The organism is Nocardioides gansuensis, assembly GCF_003076135.1.
GTDB lineage: Bacteria > Actinomycetota > Actinomycetes > Propionibacteriales > Nocardioidaceae > Nocardioides > Nocardioides gansuensis.
In genome coordinates, this window is the sequence record NZ_QDGZ01000001.1 from 25,330 (window position 1) to 45,229 (window position 19,900).

Sequence of the window (19,900 nt, forward strand, 5' to 3'; positions counted from 1 at the left end):
CGAGTGAGAGGGCGATGATGAGCCAGTCCGAGCCGACCATCATCGGCGGGCGCTACCAGCTCGGCGAGCTGCTGGGCCGCGGCGGCATGGCCGAGGTGCGCAAGGGCGTGGACACCCGGCTCGGCCGGACGGTCGCGGTCAAGCGGCTGCGCACCGACCTCGCCAGCGACGCGACGTTCCAGGCCCGGTTCCGCCGGGAGGCGCAGTCGTCGGCCTCGCTGAACCACCCCGCCATCGTGTCGGTCTACGACACCGGCGAGGAGATGGCCACCGACGGGTCCGACGTCGCGCAGCCCTACATCGTGATGGAGTGCGTCACCGGGCGTACCCTGCGCGACATCCTCCGCGAGGGCCGCAAGATCCTTCCCGAGCGCGCCCTGGAGATCACCAGCGGCGTGCTCTCGGCGCTCGACTACAGCCACCGCGCAGGGATCATCCACCGCGACATCAAGCCCGCCAACGTCATGCTCACGCCGACGGGCGACGTGAAGGTGATGGACTTCGGCATCGCCCGGGCCGTCTCCGACGCCTCGTCGACGATGACCCAGACGGCCGCCGTGGTCGGGACCGCGCAGTACCTCTCCCCCGAGCAGGCGCGCGGCGAGACCGTCGACTCCCGCTCCGACGTCTACTCCACCGGCTGCCTGCTCTTCGAGCTGCTCACCGGCCGCCCGCCCTTCGTCGGTGACTCGCCCGTCGCCGTGGCCTACCAGCACGTCCGCGAGCAGCCCGTCCCGCCGTCGGACTTCGACGACCAGCTCGACCCCGAGATCGACGCGATCGTGCTGCGCGCCCTGGCCAAGCGGGTCGAGGACCGCTACCAGAGTGCCGCCGCGATGCGCGCCGACATCGAGCGCTACCTCGCGGGCCACCCCATCCAGGCCGGCACGGCGCCTGTGGTGCCCCCCGACGAGGACGCCTCCGAGCGCACCACCACCATGGCGGCCGCGCCCAGCCTCGCGCCGACCCCGGACGAGCCCGAGTCGCGGGGCGGCCGCACCGGCCTGGTCGTCCTGCTCGCGCTGCTGCTCATCGGCGGCATCGCGCTCGCGGCGTACCTCCTGCCGAGGATGTTCGAGCAGGAGCCCGAGGAGGTCCCCGTCCCCAACCTGATCGGCCTCACCGAGGCCGACGCGCGGCTCGCGATCGCCGACGCGGAGCTCACGGTCGGCAACGTCCGCCGCGAGCCGTCGGACACCGTGCCGGTCGACCAGGTGATCGAGCAGGACCCCAACCGGGACATCTACGTCGCGCCGGACACGGCGGTCGATTTCGTGGTGTCGACCGGTCGACAGCAGGTGGAGATCCCCGTCGTCGCCGGGCAGCCGGTCGACGTGGCCCGGCAGCAGCTCGAGGCGCTCGAGCTGCGGGTCCAGGTCACCCGGGAGGAGTCCGACGAGCCGGCGGACGAGGTGCTGCGCACCGACCCGGCGGCGGGCCAGAGTGTCGCAGAGGGTGCCACGGTCGAGGTCTTCGTCTCCGACGGGCCCGAGACCGTGCCCTCGGTCGTGGGCAAGAAGGAGCAGTTCGCGATCCGGGCGCTGGAGAGGCGCGGCTTCGCGGTGGAGGTCGCTCCCGACCTGGCCTCGACCGAGCCGCGGGGCACGGTCGTCCGGCAGAACCCGGAGGGCGGCAGCACGGCCGACTCCGGCGCCACGGTGATCATCTTCGTCTCCGTCTACGAGCCTCCCACCGAGACACCGACGCCGACCCCGACGGAGACGCCGCTGCCGACGGAGACGCCGACGCCCACCGAGACGGTGCCGCCGACGGAGACGCCGACGACGCCGGTCCAGCGCCGGCGCTGAGCCTGCCTCAGCCCTGCTGCCGGCCGGGCTCCTCGAGCGGGGCGGCGTAGCGAAGGTCGAGCAGGCCGTCGTACGCCGGAGCCGTGGCCTCGGCCAGCACCTGCACGTCCCAGCCGACGCCGCCCGTCGGGTCGGCTGCGTCCTCGCGGTAGATGTCGAGGTAGCGGTCGCCCTCGATCGAGGACAGGAGCTCCCCCTGGTCGCCGATGCCGACGATGACGTACGGCGGGGAGTAGGGCACGCCGTGCAGGCTGACCGAGGTGCCGTCGCACTTGATGCCGGTGGTCGAGATCAGTCGCTGGCCCTGCAGCGTGACCGCGGTGGCGCCGGCACGCCACATCGCGTTGACCACGGCCTGGATGTCCTGCTGGTGCACGACGTAGAGGTTCGGGTCGTACTCCAGGTCGTCGTCCGGGTCGGTATCGGCCAGCGCCTTGGCGGCCGCCGCCTCCTCCGCCGTGGCGTCGGTCAGCGTCACCTGCACCGCAGGGCCGGTCTTCGGCACCATGCCGGCTCGGTCCTCCAGGACCTCGATCTCCTCCTGGTAGCGGTTGACGTCGCGGCCGCCCAGCTCGGCGCTCAGCTGCTCGACCTCAGCGTCGAGCTGGGCGACCTGCCAGGTGAGCTCCTCGGTCTCCTCACGCTCCTCCCGCACGACAGACGCGAGGTCGCCGTAGCGGCCGCCGCGCAGGTCGGTGCCCTCGCTGTGCTCGGCACTCACCGCGAAGAGCGCGCCACTGGCCAGCACCACCACCGGGGTGCCGATCCGCCATGCGAGTGCCCTGCCGCGTGCCACGACGACTACGCTAGCCCCCCGGTGGCGACTGCTAGCTGCCGCCGACGATCCGCGAAGAGGGAGAACCCCTGTGTCCAAGTCCAGCTCGTCCGTGTCCAGCTCGGTGGGCGCCGGCCCCGGCCCCAAGACCTGGTCCATCCGCTTCCTGGTGGCCCTCCTGCTCATCGTCGCCGGCATCGGCTGGATCGCCTGGTACTACACGTTCGTTCGCCCCGACCCCACCGCCTTCCCGCCCGTCGAGGGCAAGCCGAAGGCGATCGCCGACCTCGGCCTGTGGAACTACGCCATCGGCTTCGGCGCGTTCATGGTGGGCCTGGCGCTCTCGGCGCACCCCTCGACGCCCTTCGGCCGCGGCCGCGGCGTCGTGATCGGCATGCTCGGCTGCTTCCTGGCCGGCCTGCTGTGGATCTGCACGTTCTACGTCTTCTCCGACGACCTCTCCGCCCTGTGGGTCCTCAACGACCTGGGCCAGTGGAACCTCGTCGTCGGCATCGCCTTCATGGCCGTCGGCTTCACCTTCGCCACGCGCTGGGAGTGACCGAGCGCCTCTTCGTCTACGGCACCCTCGCCCCGGGTCGCCCCAACCACCACATCCTCGCGGAGGTGTCCGGCGAGTGGGAGCCGGCGACGGTCCGGGGCCGGCTGCTGCCCCACGGCTGGGGCGCCGCGATCGGCTACCCCGCCCTCGTCCTCGACGACCGCGCCCCCGAGGTCGCGGGCTACCTCTTCAGCTCCGAGCGGCTGCGCGAGCTCTGGGATCGGCTCGACGAGTTCGAGGGTCCCGGCTACGCGCGGGTGCTCACCTCGGTCACGCGCCAGGGCGGGGACGTCGTCGAGGCCCAGCTCTACGTCCTGCGCGAGCTCCCCGACGGCTGACAGGCGCGCACGGCGCCGAGCGCAGGCGACTCCCAGCACCGCTCGGTCTTGCCCCCGCTGAGCCGGGGCAAGACCGAGCGCGTCCGCGACCCCCATCGACTCGCGGGCGGGATGAACGCGCCGAGGCAGAAATCGACCGTCCAGTCTTCGCCGTCGAGACGGTTCGGTCATGCCCAAAAGTGGGTAGATCACCCGGTCCGTCCTCCACAGGTTGGGGAGGAACCTGTGGAGAGTTACACACGTGTAGTTCTCCACAGGTGAGTCCACAAGCTGGGGACAACTCAGGCGGGACAGCCCAGCCGAGGACAGCCGTCACGTCAGCGCGGCGGCGCGGACCGCGGTGAGCACGAGCAGCGCGGCGCCCAGCCCGCCGACGCCGAGCAGCTGCAGCTGGGACCGCCGGGCGCGCGGCGCGTAGACCAGGATGGCCGTCACCGCGAGGCCGGCGAGGAAGCCGCCGAGGTGGCCCTGCCAGGAGATGTTGGGCACGGCGAAGGTGATGAAGAGGTTCACGGCGAGCAGCCCGAGCATCGGGCGGAGGTCGGCGCCCACCTTGATCACGAGCACCAGCAGGGCGCCGAAGAGCCCGTAGATCGCGCCCGAGGCGCCGAGGGTGAGCTGCAGCGGCGACGCGAGCCAGAAGGCCGCGACCGACCCGGCGAGCCCGGCGATCAGGTAGAGCGCGAGGAACCGCACCCGGCCGAGCACCGCCTCGAGCTGCGGGCCGAGCATGTAGAGGGCCAGCATGTTGCCGGCGATGTGCCAGAGCTCGACGTGCAGGAAGGCGCTGGACACCAGCTGCCACCAGGCGCCGTCGACGACCCCGGGCAGCCACACGGCGCCCTCGGCCACGCACGTCCCCTCGGGCAGGTCGTAGACGTAGCCGTCACCCGGCGCGCACGCCCCGTCGGCCCGGAGCCCGAGCAGCTCGATCAGCCGGCTGTTTCGCCAGCCACTCGTCAGCACCCCCAGCCACACCGCGAGGTTGATGCCGATCAGGACGAGCGAGGTGAGCGCGGGATTGGCGCTGCGCGCCCCGCCGTACGCCGCGCGTCCCTGCCGCGTGGACTTCGCGCCCTCCGCGACGCAGCTGGGGCACTGGAAGCCGACGGCCGCGTCGCGCATGCAGTCGGGGCAGATCGGGCGTTCGCAGCGCTGACACCGGATCCAGGTCTCCCGGCCGGCGTGCCGGTAGCAGGTCGGCACGCCGGCGGGCGGCTCCCCTCCCGCGGAGGGGCCGTGCTGGGAGGGGGGCACCGTCATGTGCGTGAGGTCAGCGCTCGATCGTGACCGACTCGATGACGACCGGGTCGACCGGGCGGTCCATCTGGCCGGTGCGGGTCGTGGCGATGGCGTCGACGACGTCGCGCGAGGCCTGGTCGGCCACCTCGCCGAAGATCGTGTGCTTGCGGTTCAGCCACGGCGTCGGCGCCACCGTGATGAAGAACTGCGAGCCGTTGGTCCCCGGGCCGGCGTTGGCCATCGCGAGCAGGTAGGGCTTGTCGAAGACGAGCTCGGGGTGGATCTCGTCCTTGAAGGTGTAGCCCGGGCCGCCGGTGCCGGTGCCCTGCGGGCAGCCGCCCTGGATCATGAACCCGTCGATCACGCGGTGGAAGCCCAGGCCGTCGTAGAACGGGCCGGTCCTGCCGTCGCCGGCGTCGTAGGACTTGGTGCCCTCGGCGAGACCGACGAAGTTGTCGACCGTCTCGGGCGCGTGGTTGGGGAAGAGATTGATGACGATGTCGCCCCGGTTGGTCTTCAGGGTGGCCTTCGGCTCAGCCATGGTGTGCCTCTCTCGCGTACGTCGTGCGTGTCGCGTCGATCCTGCCACGACCCCATGTGTGCAGACGCCGGCCCCTCCGCAGGAGTTGATGCCGCCGGGCGTCGGGCTGGCCCCGGTTGGGTACCCATGGTGGGATGGTGGGACCAGGCGACATCAGTGGCGACCAGGAGGCACGCATGCACATCCGCCGGAAGCAGACGTTCATGGACCGGGCTCAGGACTACGTCGAGTCGGTCATCCCCCAGCTCGAGGCCGCAATCGAGTCGGCGATCGAGAAGGCCGGTCCGGCCATCGCTGACGCCCGCGACAAGGCCGCCCCGATCCTCGCCGAGGGCAAGGCGAAGGCCGCCGACAAGGCCGCCACCGGCGCTGCACTCGCGTCGACCGGCGCCGCCCTGGCCGCCGAGAAGGCCGCGGCCGGCCGCGACCTCGCAGCCGCGAAGGTCGCGGAGATCAAGGGGGGCGAGCCCGAGCCCAGCGGCGGCAAGCTGAAGAAGTTGCTCCTCCTCGGTGGCCTGCTGGCGATCGGCGGCGCGGTGTACGCCAAGCTCCGCGGCCAGCAGCACAGCAACTCCTGGCAGTCGTCCTACACCCCGACCCCACCGCCGTCGTCCGCCGGCTCCTCGACTCCCTCGACCGCGCCCGGCGCCGCGGTTACCGGGACCGCGCCCGGCGGCACGGACGCGCTCGAGGACCCGCTGACCGACCCGCTCCCGCCCTCGGGGGGCACCTACGGTGGGGAGACCGTGAGCGACGACATCGGCGGCGCCGAGCCCGGCGAGGCGCTCAGTGACGCCGCCGAGCACCCGCACCGTGCGACCACGCCCGACGACCCGGCCGAGAGCGTCGACGTCACCGACCCGGGCGCCCCGCGGCCCTGACCCCGTGCGGGCTGGCCGTCGACTGCTCAGACGAGCTCGGGGTGCTCCACCCGCAGCCGGCCGGCGACCCTGGCCTCGACCCAGAAGATGAGCAGCGGCACGAGGCCGGCGAGCAGCATCAGGCCCATGAACTGCATCGACCAGTTGGCCCGCCGCGCGAGCAGGAAAGCGACGACGACGTAGGCGATGTAGACCCACCCGTGGATCAGCCAGATGATGCTCAGCGACTCGCCGAGCTGCTGCAGGGTGCTGCCCTCGGCGAGCAGGTACTTCATCAGCGAGCCGATGCTGCCCACGACGAGCAGGACACCGACCACGAGCGCCAGGATCCGGTAGGCGGGGAAGAGCTTCACGCCGGCGAGTCTGTCACGGCGTCGGCGGCCGCCTCGGCGCGGGTGTCCCGCACCCAGCGCCACCAGATGAAGGCGGCGAAGCCCCCGAAGACCCACCACTCGATGGCGTAGAGCAGGTTGCGCAGCGCCGTGAACCGGCCGGCCTCCGGCAGCGAGGCGAGCGACGCCGGCTCCAGCCCGGTGCCAGCGGCGTCGGCAACGACGTACGCCGAGTAGAGGTCCGTGTCGACGCGCTGCACGGCGTCGGCGACGCGGAGCTCGGGCAGCACGTCGTCAGACGGGTCTTCGTCGACCGCCGTACCGCTGCCCTCCGGCGGCTGCAGCCAGCCGGTCACCTCGCCGGCCCCGGACGGCGCCGGCACCTCGGTCGTCGGGGCCCAGCCGCGCACCACGAGCACCGCCGCGTCCGCGGCCCCGAGCGCCAGCGGCGTCACAGCCCAGTAGCCGTCCCGGCCCGCGTCGGAGCGTGGCACCAGGAAGGAGCCCTCGGGCAGCCAGGTGCCGGAGACCGTCACCGGCCGGCCGACGTCCCCGCCCGGGAACGGGTCGTCGGCGCCCATCACCGACGTCAACGGCACCGGCTCGGCGCTGGTGAGGTCGCGCGCCTCGGCCGCCCGCCGCGCCTGCCACGCCTCGAGCTGCCACCAGCCCAGGGCGCCGGCGGCGCCGACGAGCACGAGCGCGACGAGCGTCGCGGCGACCAGCCGCCTCAGCAAGGACGTCACAGGCCCGTCGGCTCCTCCATCGGCGTCACCTCGGGGCACACCGCGAACGGCAGCACGTCGGTGAGCACGAGAGTGGCGGCGGCGGCCGGGTCGGCGACGTCCCAACCGATCCGCCCGGTCGAGGGGTCGGACACCTGCCGGGTGAAGCCGTCGGCCCAGCCGATCGAGCCGCTCATCGGGCCAGTCGTCGAGGACATGGACTTCACCAGCGCCGCCCGCGCGAAAACGTCGGTGCGGTCCAGTCCCAGCCGGGCCGTCGCCTTGCCGTCCACGAAGGAGATCGAGAACGCCTCGAGGCCGCCGAAGTGCGCCACGTCGTGCGCGGCCAGCACGGCGTCCTGGTCCTCGACGCCGGCATCCGGCCCGAGGACGTCGCCGAGCGGCACGCAGCCGGCGCGGTAGTACGCCGACTCCGCGGCGGCGTCGGGCACCAGCTCGGAGATCCCCGGCCGCTCGCCCCAGGTGTCCTCGCCCGCCTCGGCCATCCCCACGGAGACGAGGTGGCGCTTCCGGTCGACCTCGGCGCCGCCCAGCCCGGCGACCCCCGCCTTCACGGCGCCCGCCACCCGCGCCATGTCCAGGTCGGGCCGGAAGCCGAGGATCCAGCCCGCGCCCTCCGGCGTGGTGAACCGCGCCTCCCAGTCCACGTCGTCCTGGGTGAAGCCGTGGTCGAGCCAGAGCTCGGAGCTGTCCTCCCGGAGCATCCCGCCGGCCAGCAGCACCGTCGTGCGGGGCGCCTGCTCCCAGTAGGCGCTGCGGTCGGTCATCAGGTCGTCACTGGTCAGGTCCGGCACGCCCAGCTGCGCACGCGACTCGTCGAAGTCGGTCACGGTCACGACGGCGGCGTCCGCCGGGACGAGGGAGAGGGCGGCTTCCGCGGCGGGCTGCGCCGTCTTCGCGTCGTACGCCGCGATGGTGGGCTCCGGCGTCGGGACGACCGGGGCGGGCCGGAGCTCGGGCTCGCCGCCGCAGGCAGCAGCACCCAGCAGCACCGCCGCCGAGGCGAGCCGGGTGAGCGTGGGCAGCCTGGACACAGAGGGAAGTCTCCCCCACGCGTGGCCGAACGCCCGCGGGAGGGCCGCTCGATCCTCCCGCAAATGGGGCATGCCTGTGATGCAGTGCCTCGCCTAGCGTTCAAACCACACAAGCCAAGGGGCCGTGATGTGGGGTGCGCTCAGACGCTGGGCCGTGTGGCCGGCAGGTCTCGCCGTGGCCCTGGCAATCGCAGGCGCCGTCACGGAGCCGCACGGAGCCACCCTCGATGCGCCCGGGCAGGGATCGCTCCACGGGCACCATCGGCAAGCGCACGGTTCCATGCCGATGGTGGCCGTGCCGGCAGCGGCGTACGCACCCGTCGCGCCGACCCTCGACCGATCGGACTGGACCGCCATGTCGCCGCCGGGCCGGCCGGGGCGGCGCGCTCGCGCCGAGGCGAGGAAGAGGGCGATGAAGGTGCTCGACGACCGCCGGAGCACGGCGTGGCGCCCGGCCGAGCCGCTTCCGGGTGCGAGTCGCGCCACCATCCTCCGCCTGCACCGGCTCACGATCGATCTGCACGGCCCGGCCATGGTCTCGGCGCTGCGCTACACCCCAGGGCGCAGGCCTCTCGGGCGGATCGAGCGCTACGCCATCCACGTCAGCTTCGAGGGGCGGACGTGGCAACGGGTCACCCACGGCCGCTGGGCGAACACCTCGCGCACCAAGACGGCCACGTTCGCTCCCGTCCCGGCCGCCCGCGTCCGGCTCAGTGCCAGGCCCAGTGGCGGCAACCGGGTGGTGAGCGCGGCCGAGATCGAGCTCCTCGGGATGCCGCCGGTCGAGCCACCGCCCCCACCGCCCCCACCGCCCCCGCCGCCCCCACCGCCACCTCCACCGTCCGCGCTCCCCCCGCCGCCACCTCCACCGTCCTCCGAGCCACCGCCGGGCTTCCACCCGGGGCAGTGGAGTGCCCCGATCGGGCTGCCGATCGTTCCCGCGTCGGCCATTCTGCTGCCGAACGACAAGGTGCTGACGTTCTCGGGCGTGGCCGCGGACGGATTCACGACCGACACCACCAACGGCGGCAAGACCCAGGTCTCGATCCTCGACGTCGGCAAGGGTGTCCACGCCGGCAGGCGTGAGGTCGCCGAGACGGGCCACGAGATGTTCTGCACGGGCCTCTCGATCCTGGCCGACGGCCGGGTCGTGATCACCGGCGGTTCCGGCGGTTCCAACACCACGGTCTACGACCCCCGGACCGACACGTTCAGCACCGGGCCCCAGATGGCGATCCCGCGGGGCTACCACACGTCGGTGACCCTCTCCGACGGGCGGGTCTTCGCCCTCGGAGGCTCGTGGAGCGGCGGCGAGACCGACAAGGACGGCGAGGTGATGGCCGCTGCCGGGACCTCCTGGCGCCGCCTCCCAGGGACAACGGCCGATTCCATCCTGACCCCAGACTGGCAAGGCTGGTCGCGCCAGGACAACCACGCCTGGCTCTTCTCGACGTCGGGCGGTGGGGTCTTCCACGCCGGCCCCAGCACCCAGATGAACTGGTTCGGCACCTCGGGTGAGGGCACGACGACCCTTGCAGGCCATCGGGCAGACGCGCCGGTGATGATGAACGGCAACGCCGTGATGTACGACGCCGGCAAGATCCTCGCCGTCGGGGGTGCCCCCAACTACGTGGAGAACCACGACGACTCCGCGCGATGGGCCACGCCGCGGGCCTACACGGTTGACATCTCCGCCGGGTTCGGCCAGCCGGTCGGTGTACGCCGGGTCGGGGACATGTCGGAGCCGCGGACCTACGCCAACAGCGTCGTGCTGCCCGACGGCTCGGTCGTGGTCACCGGGGGTCAGCGGCGCGCGTGGCAGTTCACGGACACCGAAGGGGTCAGGGTGGCCGAGCTGTGGGACCCAGTGACCGGGCTGTTCACCGAGCTGGCCACCGAGGCCATCCCGCGTACGTACCACTCGTTCTCGCTGCTGCTCGCCGACGGCCGCGTGATGGCAGGTGGCGGCGGGTTGTGCTGGGGCTGCGAGACCAACCACCCCGATGTCGAGATCCTCACTCCGCCATACCTGCTCAAGTCCGACGGCACTCTCCGCACCCGGCCCGCCATGACGGGAGGCGTCCCCGCCCAGGTCTCAGCGGGTGCCACCCTCACCGTCACCACGGACAGGCCGGTCGCGTCGTTCGCGCTGGTCCGGGTGGGGACGTCGACGCATTCGATCAACTCCGACCAGCGCCGCGTGGCGCTGAGCTCGGCCCCGGCCGGGCAGAACGCCTACCAGGTGACGATCCCGGCTGACCGCGGCACGACCGTCCCCGGCCCGTGGCTCCTGTTCGCGCTCGACCAGTACGGCACCCCGAGCGTCGGCGCGTGGCTGCGGATCCCCTGACAGCGGTCAGCCCACGTGGACATGGGGCCGGCTGGCCCGGTTCGACTCGGCACGTCTGATGACCTCACGGGTGACCGGTGCGACGTCACCGACGCCGAACAGCAGGAACCGCAGCACGTGCATCAAGGGGTTGCCCTCGGTCCACTCGAAGTAGATGTGCGGCCGAACACCGGTCCGGTCCCGGATGTCGAGGACGAGTGCGGCCAGCGCGTTGGGGATCGAAGACGCCTCGACGGTGAGCACGCGATACCGCCCGTGCAGGGACACGCCGCGCACCTGGATGCTGCTCTCGAAGTCGGAGTAGTCCGGGACGGTGACCTCGACGAAGATGATGTCGCCGGAGTCGGGGAGGTCGTGGTCGTCGACGAGCTGGGCGATCTTCTCCTCGTACTCGGCCTCGTCCCGTGCGTCAGGCGCGTTGGCAACGAGCCGGATCGTGCGGCGTGCGCAGTCCCGCAGGAATGACTCCGCACGTGCGTCGTAGGAGATCTCGATGGCGCGCAGCTCGAGCGCGCGCGAGATCCTGGACAGCAGGGAGACGGTGATGATCGCGGCGATGAAGCAGGCACCGATCTTCGCGCCGTCCGGACGCTCGAGGACGTTGTCGGCAGTCGTGTAGACGAAGACCAGGCAGATCAGCCCGAACGCGACCGTCAGCTTGCGCTGCCCGGCCCGACGAGCGGCGAGCGTCACCGCGACGGCAGCCGACGTCATCAGCACCAGGACGCCCGTGGCGTACGCGCCGCCCTGCGCGTCAACGTCGGCGTCGAAGATCCAGGTGATGAGGAACGCGGTCAGGGTGAGGACGACGACCAGCGGTCGGACGGCGCCCGCCCACTCCGGTGACATGCCGTAGCGCGGCAGGTAGCGGGGGATCAGGTTCAGCATGCCCGCCATGGCCGAAGCGCCGGCGAACCACAGGATCAGGATCGTCGAGACGTCGTACAACGTGCCGAAGCCCTCGCCGAGGTAGAGATGTGCCAGGTACGCCAGCGCGCGCCCGTTGGCGCTGCCACCGTCCTCGAACTCGTGCGCCGGGATCAGCAGGGTGGTCACCAGGCTGGACGCGATCAGGTAGCAGCTCATGATGCAGGCGGCGACCGTGAGCAGGCGCTTCGTGTTGCGGATCCTTCCCGCAGGCCGCTCCGCGTCGTCACCGGGGTCGCCCTCGACGTGGCTCATCACGGCAACTCCGGTCTCGAACCCGGACATCCCCAGGGCCAGCTTGGGGAACAGGGTGAGCGAGACCGCGATCATCAGCGCGATGTTGCCGTGCTCGGCGGTGAGGGCACTGCTCCAGTCCGTCACCAGGTGGCCGTCCTCGAGGACGTGGGCCGCGGCCACGACGATGACCACGGCGTTCAAGGCCAGGTAGAGCACCACCAGCACCACGGCGACGCCGATCGCCTCACGAAACCCCTTCAGGAACACGGCTCCCAGCAGCGCGATCAGGCCTAGGGTGATCCACAGCTCCTGTCCGTGCAGCGCCGCGGGTACGTGCGGGTTCTCCACGATGTGCACGCTCGCGTCAGCGGCGGACAGCGTGATCGTGATGATGAAGTCGGTCAGGGCGAAGCCGATCAGACCGAGCACGAAGAGCTTGCCCCGCCAGAACGGCAGCAGCCGCTCGAGCATCGCGATCGAGCCCTGTCCGTGCGGGCTCTCGGCCGCCACCCGGCGATAGACCGGCAGCGCTCCGAAAAGGGTGAGCAGGACCAGGATCAGCGTCGCGAGCGGACTGAGCAGGCCAGCGGCGAGGAAGGCGATGCCAGGCTGGTAGCCGAGGGTCGAGAAGTAGTCGACGCCGGTCAGGCACATGACCCGCCACCACGGCTGCGGCTGATCGGAGGGCGGAAGGTCGGCGGGTGCCTCCTCCACGATGTCCAATGCGAGAGTCACGCAGGCCATGAAAGCCCTGGATCGTGGTCATTCCGGTGGACCTAACGACTCCCTAACGCGACCTGGGTCACACCTCGTGAGGGGATCGTCAGGGATCGGTGGGCGGTTGTGAGGATCTTGTCAGCGCGACGCTGGACGCGACGGTCGCCCGCTTGGCTGGGGGCGTGTGCGCTGCTCCTCGGTGGCGAGCGGTTCCCGGCACAATGACCGACATGCGGTCGGGAAACCTCAGCGCGCGCCGTCGGGCCTGGGGCTACGGCGTCGCGGTCGCCGGGCCCGTCGCGCTGCTGCCCGCCCTCGTCCCGCTCCGAGGCACGGTCAACCTCGCCGGTGACGTCGCGGTCTACCTGGTGCTCGTCGTGGCCGCCTCGCTGGTCGGGGGCCTCGGGCCCGCCCTCGTCGCGTCCGCGGTGTCGGCTGGCGTGCTCAACTTCTTCTTCACCCGTCCCTACCACAGGCTCACGATCAGCGACCCCGACAACGTCGTCGCGCTCTGTGCGTTCGTCCTGGTGGGCGTGATGGTGAGCTGGCTCGTCGACGTGGCCGAGCGTCGGGCGGCCGCGGCGGCGGCGGCCGCAGAGATCGAGGCCGCGGACCGGCTCCGTGCGGCGATCCTCACCGCGGTCGGCCACGACCTGCGCTCACCGCTCGCAGCCGCGAAGGCCGTGGTCTCGGGCTTGCGGGCCGAGGACATCACCCTCGACGAACGCGACCGGCGCGAGCTGCTCGAAGCCGCCGACGGCGCGCTCGACCGGCTCGCGGGCCTCGTCGACAACCTGCTCGACATGAGTCGTCTGCAGGCTGGCGCGCTGCCAGTCCATCCCCGTCCGACGGCGGTCGAGGACGTGCTCGCCCGCGCGCTGGACAATCTCGGTGTCGAGCCACGGGCCGTCGTGCTGGAGGTGGAGGAAGGACTCCCGGACGTCGTCGTGGACGCCGGACTGCTCGAGCGGGCGGTCGCCAATCTCGTTGCGAACGCACAGCGCTTCGCCCCGATCGGCGAACCGCCGGTGGTCCGGGTCGACCTCGATGGCGACACGGTGCGGCTGCGGGTCATCGACCGCGGTCGCGGGATCCCCGAGGCGGCCCGTGAGGAGGTCTTCCAGCCCTTCCAACGCCTCGGCGACACCGGGACCGGCCTCGGCCTCGGGCTGGCGCTCGCCCGCGGACTGGTCGAGGCGATGGGTGGCTCCGTGACGCCCACGGAGACCCCCGGCGGTGGCCTGACGATGGTCGTCACCCTGCCCACCGGGAGGCCGGCATGATCCGGGTCCTCGTGGTAGACGACGAACCCCGGATCCTCCGGGCGCTCCGGATAAACCTCGCGGCGCGCGGCTACGACGTGATCACCGCATCGGACGGTGCGGGTGCGCTCCGTGCCGCGGCAGAGGACCCTCCCGACCTGGTCGTCCTCGACCTCGGACTGCCCGACATCGACGGTGCCGAGGTCATCGCTGGGCTCCGCGGATGGACGAGCGTTCCGATCCTGGTCCTGTCCGGTCGGACCGACAGCACGGACAAGGTCGATGCCCTCGATGCCGGCGCCGACGACTACGTCACCAAACCGTTCGGCATGGACGAGCTGCTCGCACGCCTGCGGGCGATGCTGCGTCGGGCAGGCAGCGTGGACGACGAGCCACTCATCGCCTTCGGCGACGTGGTCGTCGACCTGGCCGCCACGCGGGTCACGGTGCGTGGCGAGGAGATCCGACTGACTCCCACGGAGTGGCACCTGCTCGCCGTACTCGCGCGCAACCCCGGGAAGCTGATGAGCCAGCGCCAGTTGCTCCTCGAGGTGTGGGGCCCCGGCTACGAGACCGCCCAAGGCAATCTGCGCCTCTACATGGCGCAGCTCCGCAGCAAGCTCGAGCCGGATCCCTCGCGGCCGGCGTACTTCCGCACCGAGCCCGGCATGGGCTACCGCTTCGACCCGTGAGCGACGACGGACTCGTTGGTTGCTAGACCTGGGTTCGCCTAGAAGCCGACCGTAGGAGTAGGCCTGAAGGCGTTAGCAGCTCTGTCTGCGACAACTTGGGTGTCGCTTCCGGAATCAAGGATCGTATTCCCAGATGATTCGGGGTCGACCAGGACGCTCGTAACGGAGAGTCTGACCGAAGCCTCAGTCGTCAACAGCGCGTCCACCTGAGCCGAGAAGCAGGAGTCACCTGACTTGGGGTGAACGTCCATCGCGACCACGTGGTTATTGGAGACAAAGTTGCCAGCGCCAGCCCTCAGCCGAATGATGACAGGCGTCGCACCGGCCGGCTGGATGCTCTGTGAGTCGATGATCTGGGAGAAGTGGTTGCCGATGACAGAGTTGTTGGTGCCGCTGACACAGAGAAGCCCGTTGAGGTCATCCAGCCCGTTGTCGATTCCCAGGAAGGGTGTCCAAGGCTCGTGGTCACGCAAGAAATGATTGGTGGCCACGAGGTTCTCCGAACTGCCCCCTCCGAGGATCAGCATCCCGGGGTAGAAGGAATGCAAACGGTTGTTGGTGACGCTTGAACGCGTGACGCCGTCGAGTCGGACGCTGCTCGCCCCTCGAGGGAAGACGTTGTTCGCGGTTATCAGGAGCCCGCCATGGTTCTCGGCGTAGATCGAGTGGCCCCGGAACCCTGCCCCGATCAGGTTGTCGCTGATCTTTGATGCCTGTCCCCACCCGCGGAGCTCTATGCAACTTCCGCATTCAGCAATGAAATTGTCATGAACGGAAAGCGCGTCTGCGTGGTAGATGGTGAGGGCGTTCTCCAGGTAGACGAAGCCCATGCCAGTAACGCGGAATGAGTCATTGGAGCTGGCGACATAGATACCGGTCTTGCCGTTGACGTACGTGTTCTCGGGATGCATCCCGGAGCCATCCGGCTTGAAGTGCAATCCGTCGATGCAGAAGTCGGAGAACTCGACCGAGCTGAGTCGCGGGCTCCCGTTTCGCTCGACGTAAAAGGCAGCCCCCTTGGACTCATCTTCGTCTACCTCGAGCGGAAGGTCGACCAGGATGCGGCTCCCTCCGGGCCACAGCTCATGTAAGTCGGGCCATTCTTCTTCGGGAACGTTGAAGCGGATGCTCGACGACGTGAAGCCGTGTCCGGAGCCCTGGATCCTGAGGAAGCTGACGTCGATCACTACCTGCGTACGGAGACGGTAATCCCCGGGGGGAATGTAGATCACCGCGCCTGGCTTTCCCCCGTTGCTCGCGTCGGCAACGGTCTGCCGACACTTGATGTCAGCGATCATGCTGTTGATTACTTCACCGACGTCCTGAGACGGGTTGCCCACGGGCCAGGTGGTGACGTCGTAATAGTTGCTGCTTGACATATTCTTCCTCTTACGTTTGGGGTTTCGCAGCAAGTCCCGGCAGTCCCGTTCAGGAGCCAGTCGGGTAGCGGGTCGCACCCAGCACAACCTCGTGCTCCTCCGGGACCCACTCCGCGGGGGGATCGACCAGTCGAAGTGCCGTCCCGTCCGCGTTCCAGGCGACCGGGACGGGGTCGGCGATCTCACCCACGAACGAGCCGTCGCCGTCGACGTGGCGGAACGCCAGCATCACCCACCGGCCCGACGGGTCCTGGAGGACCCGCCCGCTGTAGGCGGCCTCGGTGGTCAGGCGCCGGGCCTTGGTGATGTCGAATGGCCCCGTTGCCCTGTCAATCGGGACGGACCAGACGCCGCCGAGCTGGCCTGCGGTGCGTCGCTCGTGGGACATCTCGGTGTGCAGGCATGAGAACAACAGCACCCGCCGCCCGTCGACCTCCGCGATCTGGAGCACCTCCAGCTGGCCGAACCCGGCATCCGGTTGACTCAGCGGGGGCTGCAACGCCCAGCGCTCGAGGTCAGGCGACGTGGCGTGTCCCACGACCCCCCGGTCGTACTTCGGGCCGGTGCGGGCTCGTGCGGTGATCAGCATGTGCCACGGCCCGTCGGGCGTCTCGCGGAAGACCCACGGGTCGCGGAAGGCCTCGTCCTGCCAGTTGTCGTCGGCGAGGTTCTCGTACCAGCGGGGGTCGCTCTCGAGGATGAGGTCGGCGTGCTTGTGCCAGGTCATCAGGTCGGTCGAGGTGGCGGCGCGGATCCGCTGGACCTGGCCTTGATCCAACCGGTCGACGCCGGTGTAGAACATCCACCAGCGGCCGGTGTCGTCCCGGACCACGGAGCCCGTCCAGGTGGCGAGGTCGTCTGGCGCTGGGCTGTCCGAAGGCACGAGCGCGTCGGCCACTTCCGTCCACGAGCGCAGGTCGTCGCTGACGGCGTGTCCAATGGTCGCTCGCCAATGGCGTTGGTCGGGGTCGTGCAGGGCACGCGAGGCCTTGAGGAAGAACAGGTGGTAGGTCTCCTGGTCCTTCGCCAGCCAGAAGTCCCAGGTCCAGGAGGCGGGGAGTCTCAGCAAGGTAGTGTCCTTCGTTCTCAGTGCAACGGTTGGCGGCTCAGGACGGCGCGGCGACGGAGGATCGGCGCACGAGCGGGCAGGGAAGGGCTACGGGGAAGGTGACTCCGTCGTCGGCCACTGGGCGCCCATCGAGGAGTGCGATGAGTGCTTCGACCGCCCACGCGCCCATCTCGTAGTGGGGCAGGGCCACCGTCGTCAGCTCCGGATAGAGACCCTCGGCCAGGAGGAGCTGGTTGTCGAAGCCCACCACGGACAGGTCCTCGGGGATCCGGAGCCCCAGCTCGGCGGCGGCGCGGTAGGCACCCATCGCCATCCGGTCGTTGTAGCAGAACAGCGCGGTCGGACGATCCTCGCGGTCGAGCATCTGGCGGGCGGTGCGGTACCCACCCGCTGTGACGGACTCATCATCGAGGACCAGGCCGGGATCGAAGTCGATGCCCGCGCGGGTCAGTGAGTTGCGATACCCCTCGAGACGGCCGTGGGTCGCAGGTACGTCGTCCTGGTTGGTGAGGAACCCGATCCGTCGGTGACCGTGGGCGAGCAGCTCCCCGACCGCTGCCTCGGCTCCGCCGACCTCGTCGGGGACCACCGACGGCAGCTCGGCCCGGTCCGAGGCCGCGTCCAGGAGCACCGTCGGGACACGCTCCAGCGCCGGTGGCAGGTCCACCCGGCGGTGGAACATGGTCGCGTAGAGGAACCCGTCCACCTGGTGCCTCAGGAGCGCGTTGGCCGACTCCTGCTCCACCGTCGGGTCGCCGTCGGTGCTGACCAGGACGAGCGTGCAGCCGTGCTTCAGCGCGGTGTCCTGGGCACCGACCACGATGCTGCCGGCAAATGGGGTGGTCGCGATCGTGTCGCTGATCAGCCCCAGCATTCCGGATCGCCCGGTGCGCATCCCGCGGGCCAGCCGGTTGGGGACGTAGCCGAGGTCGGCCGCGGCCCGATGGATCCGTTGCCGGGTCTCGACGCTGATCCGGGAGCCGGGCACCTCGTTGAGCACCTGCGAGACGGTTGCTGCGGACACTCCGGCCAGCCGAGCGACGTCCTTGATGCCCGGCGGCTTTGCGGAGCGCCCCTGCGGGTCGGTCCCCTCTGGTCGACTCATGTCACTCGTCCTCCGAGAGGGCTGTTGGGGTCCGGAAGTCCACGAGGATTCTGCTTTCTGGGTTGTGTGTTGTCTCGAAGTGCGCGGGTCAGCCCTTGACTGCACCCAGGGTCATCCCGGCCACGATGTAGCGCTGGAGGAGAAGGGTCAGCAGGATCACTGGGAGTGAGTAGACCGTGGCGAGCGCTGTCATCGCTCCCCACTCCAGACCGAACTGGGTCTGGAAGTTCGCGATCACCAGCGGCGTGGTCTGTGCCCGGATGGCGGTGAGCAGCAGGGCGAAGAGGAACTCGTTCCACGAAGCCAGGAAGGCGAAGATGGCGGTGACCGCGACCCCGCCCCGGACCACGGGGAGGATGATGTACCACAGCGCGGCGAGCCGGCCCGCGCCGTCCACCCGTGCCGCCTCGTCCAGCTCGTCGGGAACCGACTCGAGGAAGCTCGACATCAGCCAGATCGAGAGTGGCAGTGAGATGGTCGTGTGCGCGATCGCAACCCCGGTGGGGGTGTCGGTCAGCCCCAACGCCCGCATCATGCCCACCATCGGGACCCCGATGGCGACGGGAGGGATCATCCGCGTCACGAGGGCCGCCATCACGAAGACGCGGCCGCTGACGGTGCGGAACCTGGTCACGCCGTACGCCGCCGGCACTGCCAGGACCAGGGAGAGCACAGTGCTGATCGTGGCGGCACTGACGCTGTTGATGAAGGAGGCGAGGACCCCTTCTCGGCTCAGCGCCCTCTCGTAGTTGGCCAGCGTCCACTCATCCGGGAGGACCTTGGGCGGGACGGCGAGCGCATCCAGCGGGGTCTTGAACGAGGTGAGCAGCAGGTAGAGGAACGGGAAGGCGTAGAGGACCACCATCGAGCCGAGGAGGAACCACAGCAGCAGGCGGGTTGGGGTCTTGCGTACCTCGAGCGTGCTCATGCTTGCCTCCCACCGGGTCGCCAGATGAGTCCGACCGCGACGACGGCCACCACGAGCATCGCGACGAGATAGAGGGTGCCCATGGCGCTGGCGGTGCCGGGCTCCCCGAAACGAACCATGGTCTGGTAGATCAGCAGGCTGAGGGTCTCGGTGGAGTTCTGCGGCCCGCCCCCGGTCTGGATCAGGATGATGTCGAACGCCTTCGCGGCGTCGACGCCGCGCACCACGAGGGCCACGGCGATCACCGGCCGCAGCAGCGGCAGGATGATGCGGAACAGGGTTGAGACGGGGCCGGCGCCGTCGATCCGGGCGGCCTCGATGATGTCCCCGGGGATGTTCTGCAGTCCCGCGAAGAGGACGAGGGTCATGAACGACGTGGTCAGCCAGATGTCGGGCACCGCGACCGCGAACAGGGCGATCGAGGAGTCGCTGAGCCAGCCGATGTCGTTGCGGTCGTTCAGGATGCCGAGGCGGAAGAGAAGCTCGTTGACGATGCCGAAGTTGTCGATGAGCAGGAAGCGCCACAGCAAGCCGGCGACGATGGGCGCGATCATCAGCGGGTACAGGAACGCCGTGCGCAGGATGCGGGATCGATTGCCCAGGCTGTTGAAGAGGAGTGCGGCGGCCAGGCCGAGCACGAACTCGAAGGTGACCACGAGCGTGGTGTAGCCGAGGGTTCGGGCCGCGGCCGCCTGGAACGCCGACGAGCCGAGGACATCGACATAGTTGTCGAGACCGACGAAGGTGCGCGGGCCGCCGGCAATCGGGGAGATCTCGAAGAAGCTGTCGACGACCAGCTTGACGAGCGGCCAGGCCACGAACGCGAGCATGAACAGTGCGGCCGGGATCATCAGCAGGAGCGCGAAGCGCCGGTCATCGATGCGGGAGCCCTTGCCAGGTCGCCTGCCGTGCTCCGCGCGGGTCGGGCGGGGCAGGGTGGTGACCTGCCCTGGTTCGCTGACGCTCATGTCTCTCCTC

The 19,900-nt window shown here is 70.2% G+C and carries 19 protein-coding genes; 7 read left to right on the top strand and 12 right to left on the bottom strand.

Annotated features, from left to right (window positions below; translation table 11 throughout):
• Positions 1–17: 17 nt before the first annotated feature.
• Positions 18–1,808, top strand: coding sequence for a Stk1 family PASTA domain-containing Ser/Thr kinase (gene pknB, locus DDE18_RS00110; RefSeq protein ID WP_116570940.1), 1,791 nt, complete (start codon positions 18–20; stop codon positions 1,806–1,808).
• 7 nt (positions 1,809–1,815) lie between these two features.
• Here pknB and DDE18_RS00115 read toward each other — a convergent pair whose 3' ends face one another.
• Positions 1,816–2,604 (bottom strand): DUF881 domain-containing protein, encoded by a 789-nt coding sequence (locus DDE18_RS00115; RefSeq protein ID WP_245916364.1) that lies wholly within the window; start codon positions 2,602–2,604, stop codon positions 1,816–1,818.
• Between the two features lie 70 nt (positions 2,605–2,674).
• Here DDE18_RS00115 and DDE18_RS00120 point away from each other — a divergent pair, with 70 nt between their 5' ends.
• Both DDE18_RS00120 and DDE18_RS00125 read left to right on the top strand, forming a co-directional pair.
• Positions 2,675–3,142 carry a cell division protein CrgA gene (locus DDE18_RS00120; RefSeq protein WP_245916365.1) on the top strand — a complete coding sequence of 156 codons (468 nt, stop codon included), beginning with the start codon at positions 2,675–2,677 and terminating at the stop codon, positions 3,140–3,142.
• Complete coding sequence (locus DDE18_RS00125; RefSeq protein ID WP_116570223.1) at positions 3,139–3,480, top strand: gamma-glutamylcyclotransferase family protein; 342 nt, start codon at positions 3,139–3,141, stop codon at positions 3,478–3,480. The genes DDE18_RS00120 and DDE18_RS00125 overlap by 4 nt, the downstream gene beginning before the upstream one ends.
• Before the next feature lie 312 nt (positions 3,481–3,792).
• Here DDE18_RS00125 and DDE18_RS00130 read toward each other — a convergent pair whose 3' ends face one another.
• Together DDE18_RS00130 and DDE18_RS00135 are read right to left on the bottom strand one after the other, a co-directional pair.
• Positions 3,793–4,743, bottom strand: coding sequence for a rhomboid family intramembrane serine protease (locus DDE18_RS00130; protein WP_116570224.1), 951 nt, complete (start codon positions 4,741–4,743; stop codon positions 3,793–3,795).
• Positions 4,744–4,753: 10 nt separating this feature from the next.
• Entirely contained in the window at positions 4,754–5,263 is a 510-nt protein-coding gene (locus tag DDE18_RS00135) for a peptidylprolyl isomerase (protein ID WP_116570225.1), read from the bottom strand.
• A gap of 176 nt (positions 5,264–5,439) precedes the next feature.
• On the opposite strand from DDE18_RS00135, the gene DDE18_RS22705 reads away from it, so the two are divergent.
• Positions 5,440–6,144: a hypothetical protein gene (locus DDE18_RS22705; RefSeq protein ID WP_165820958.1), complete on the top strand. Its 705-nt coding sequence runs from the start codon at positions 5,440–5,442 to the stop codon at positions 6,142–6,144.
• 26 nt (positions 6,145–6,170) lie between these two features.
• On the opposite strand, the gene DDE18_RS00150 is transcribed toward DDE18_RS22705, so the two are convergent.
• From DDE18_RS00150 to DDE18_RS22715, 3 genes are read right to left on the bottom strand one after another with little or no spacing between them, the layout of a single operon-like run.
• Positions 6,171–6,497, bottom strand: coding sequence for a DUF3817 domain-containing protein (locus tag DDE18_RS00150; RefSeq protein WP_116570228.1), 327 nt, complete (start codon positions 6,495–6,497; stop codon positions 6,171–6,173).
• Complete coding sequence (locus tag DDE18_RS22710; protein WP_165820959.1) at positions 6,494–7,222, bottom strand: SURF1 family protein; 729 nt, start codon at positions 7,220–7,222, stop codon at positions 6,494–6,496. Before DDE18_RS22710 ends, DDE18_RS00150 begins: the two co-directional genes overlap by 4 nt.
• Positions 7,219–8,256 (bottom strand): hypothetical protein, encoded by a 1,038-nt coding sequence (locus DDE18_RS22715; protein ID WP_165820960.1) that lies wholly within the window; start codon positions 8,254–8,256, stop codon positions 7,219–7,221. The genes DDE18_RS22710 and DDE18_RS22715 overlap by 4 nt, the downstream gene beginning before the upstream one ends.
• Positions 8,257–8,545: 289 nt before the next feature.
• Here DDE18_RS22715 and DDE18_RS00160 point away from each other — a divergent pair, with 289 nt between their 5' ends.
• A complete protein-coding gene (locus DDE18_RS00160; RefSeq protein WP_165820961.1) occupies positions 8,546–10,606 on the top strand; it encodes a galactose oxidase family protein in 2,061 nt (686 codons plus the stop codon).
• Between the two features lie 6 nt (positions 10,607–10,612).
• Here DDE18_RS00160 and DDE18_RS00165 read toward each other — a convergent pair whose 3' ends face one another.
• The gene (locus tag DDE18_RS00165; RefSeq protein ID WP_425437536.1) at positions 10,613–12,514 is read right to left on the bottom strand and encodes an APC family permease; all 1,902 of its coding nucleotides are present in this window, start codon (positions 12,512–12,514) and stop codon (positions 10,613–10,615) included.
• 203 nt (positions 12,515–12,717) lie between these two features.
• On the opposite strand from DDE18_RS00165, the gene DDE18_RS00170 reads away from it, so the two are divergent.
• Both DDE18_RS00170 and DDE18_RS00175 read left to right on the top strand, forming a co-directional pair.
• Positions 12,718–13,770, top strand: coding sequence for a sensor histidine kinase (locus DDE18_RS00170; protein WP_165820962.1), 1,053 nt, complete (start codon positions 12,718–12,720; stop codon positions 13,768–13,770).
• Positions 13,770–14,441, top strand: a complete 672-nt coding sequence (locus DDE18_RS00175; RefSeq protein WP_281258335.1) for a response regulator — start codon at positions 13,770–13,772, stop codon at positions 14,439–14,441. Before DDE18_RS00170 ends, DDE18_RS00175 begins: the two co-directional genes overlap by 1 nt.
• Positions 14,442–14,479: 38 nt before the next feature.
• Here the strand turns inward: DDE18_RS00175 and DDE18_RS00180 are convergent, their stop codons facing one another.
• The 5 genes from DDE18_RS00180 to DDE18_RS00200 form a co-directional block, all read right to left on the bottom strand.
• The gene (locus tag DDE18_RS00180) at positions 14,480–15,820 is read right to left on the bottom strand and encodes a NosD domain-containing protein (RefSeq protein WP_116570233.1); all 1,341 of its coding nucleotides are present in this window, start codon (positions 15,818–15,820) and stop codon (positions 14,480–14,482) included.
• Positions 15,821–15,869: 49 nt separating this feature from the next.
• Positions 15,870–16,889, bottom strand: a complete 1,020-nt coding sequence (locus DDE18_RS00185; protein WP_116570234.1) for a glycoside hydrolase family protein — start codon at positions 16,887–16,889, stop codon at positions 15,870–15,872.
• Between the two features lie 37 nt (positions 16,890–16,926).
• Positions 16,927–17,994 carry a LacI family DNA-binding transcriptional regulator gene (locus DDE18_RS00190; protein ID WP_116570235.1) on the bottom strand — a complete coding sequence of 356 codons (1,068 nt, stop codon included), beginning with the start codon at positions 17,992–17,994 and terminating at the stop codon, positions 16,927–16,929.
• A gap of 88 nt (positions 17,995–18,082) precedes the next feature.
• Positions 18,083–18,922, bottom strand: coding sequence for a carbohydrate ABC transporter permease (locus DDE18_RS00195; RefSeq protein WP_116570236.1), 840 nt, complete (start codon positions 18,920–18,922; stop codon positions 18,083–18,085).
• Positions 18,919–19,890, bottom strand: coding sequence for a carbohydrate ABC transporter permease (locus DDE18_RS00200; RefSeq protein WP_116570237.1), 972 nt, complete (start codon positions 19,888–19,890; stop codon positions 18,919–18,921). The genes DDE18_RS00195 and DDE18_RS00200 overlap by 4 nt, the downstream gene beginning before the upstream one ends.
• Positions 19,891–19,900 lie beyond the last annotated feature (10 nt).

Coding starts and splice junctions, on each gene's coding strand:
- pknB (WP_116570940.1), top strand. CDS start 18: ATGAGCCAGTCCGAGCCGACCATCATCGGCGGGCGCTACCAGCTCGGC.
- DDE18_RS00130 (WP_116570224.1), bottom strand. CDS start 4,743: ATGACGGTGCCCCCCTCCCAGCACGGCCCCTCCGCGGGAGGGGAGCCG.
- DDE18_RS00135 (WP_116570225.1), bottom strand. CDS start 5,263: ATGGCTGAGCCGAAGGCCACCCTGAAGACCAACCGGGGCGACATCGTC.
- DDE18_RS22705 (WP_165820958.1), top strand. CDS start 5,440: ATGCACATCCGCCGGAAGCAGACGTTCATGGACCGGGCTCAGGACTAC.
- DDE18_RS00165 (WP_425437536.1), bottom strand. CDS start 12,514: ATGGCCTGCGTGACTCTCGCATTGGACATCGTGGAGGAGGCACCCGCC.
- DDE18_RS00170 (WP_165820962.1), top strand. CDS start 12,718: ATGCGGTCGGGAAACCTCAGCGCGCGCCGTCGGGCCTGGGGCTACGGC.
- DDE18_RS00180 (WP_116570233.1), bottom strand. CDS start 15,820: ATGTCAAGCAGCAACTATTACGACGTCACCACCTGGCCCGTGGGCAAC.
- DDE18_RS00190 (WP_116570235.1), bottom strand. CDS start 17,994: ATGAGTCGACCAGAGGGGACCGACCCGCAGGGGCGCTCCGCAAAGCCG.
- DDE18_RS00195 (WP_116570236.1), bottom strand. CDS start 18,922: ATGAGCACGCTCGAGGTACGCAAGACCCCAACCCGCCTGCTGCTGTGG.
- DDE18_RS00200 (WP_116570237.1), bottom strand. CDS start 19,890: ATGAGCGTCAGCGAACCAGGGCAGGTCACCACCCTGCCCCGCCCGACC.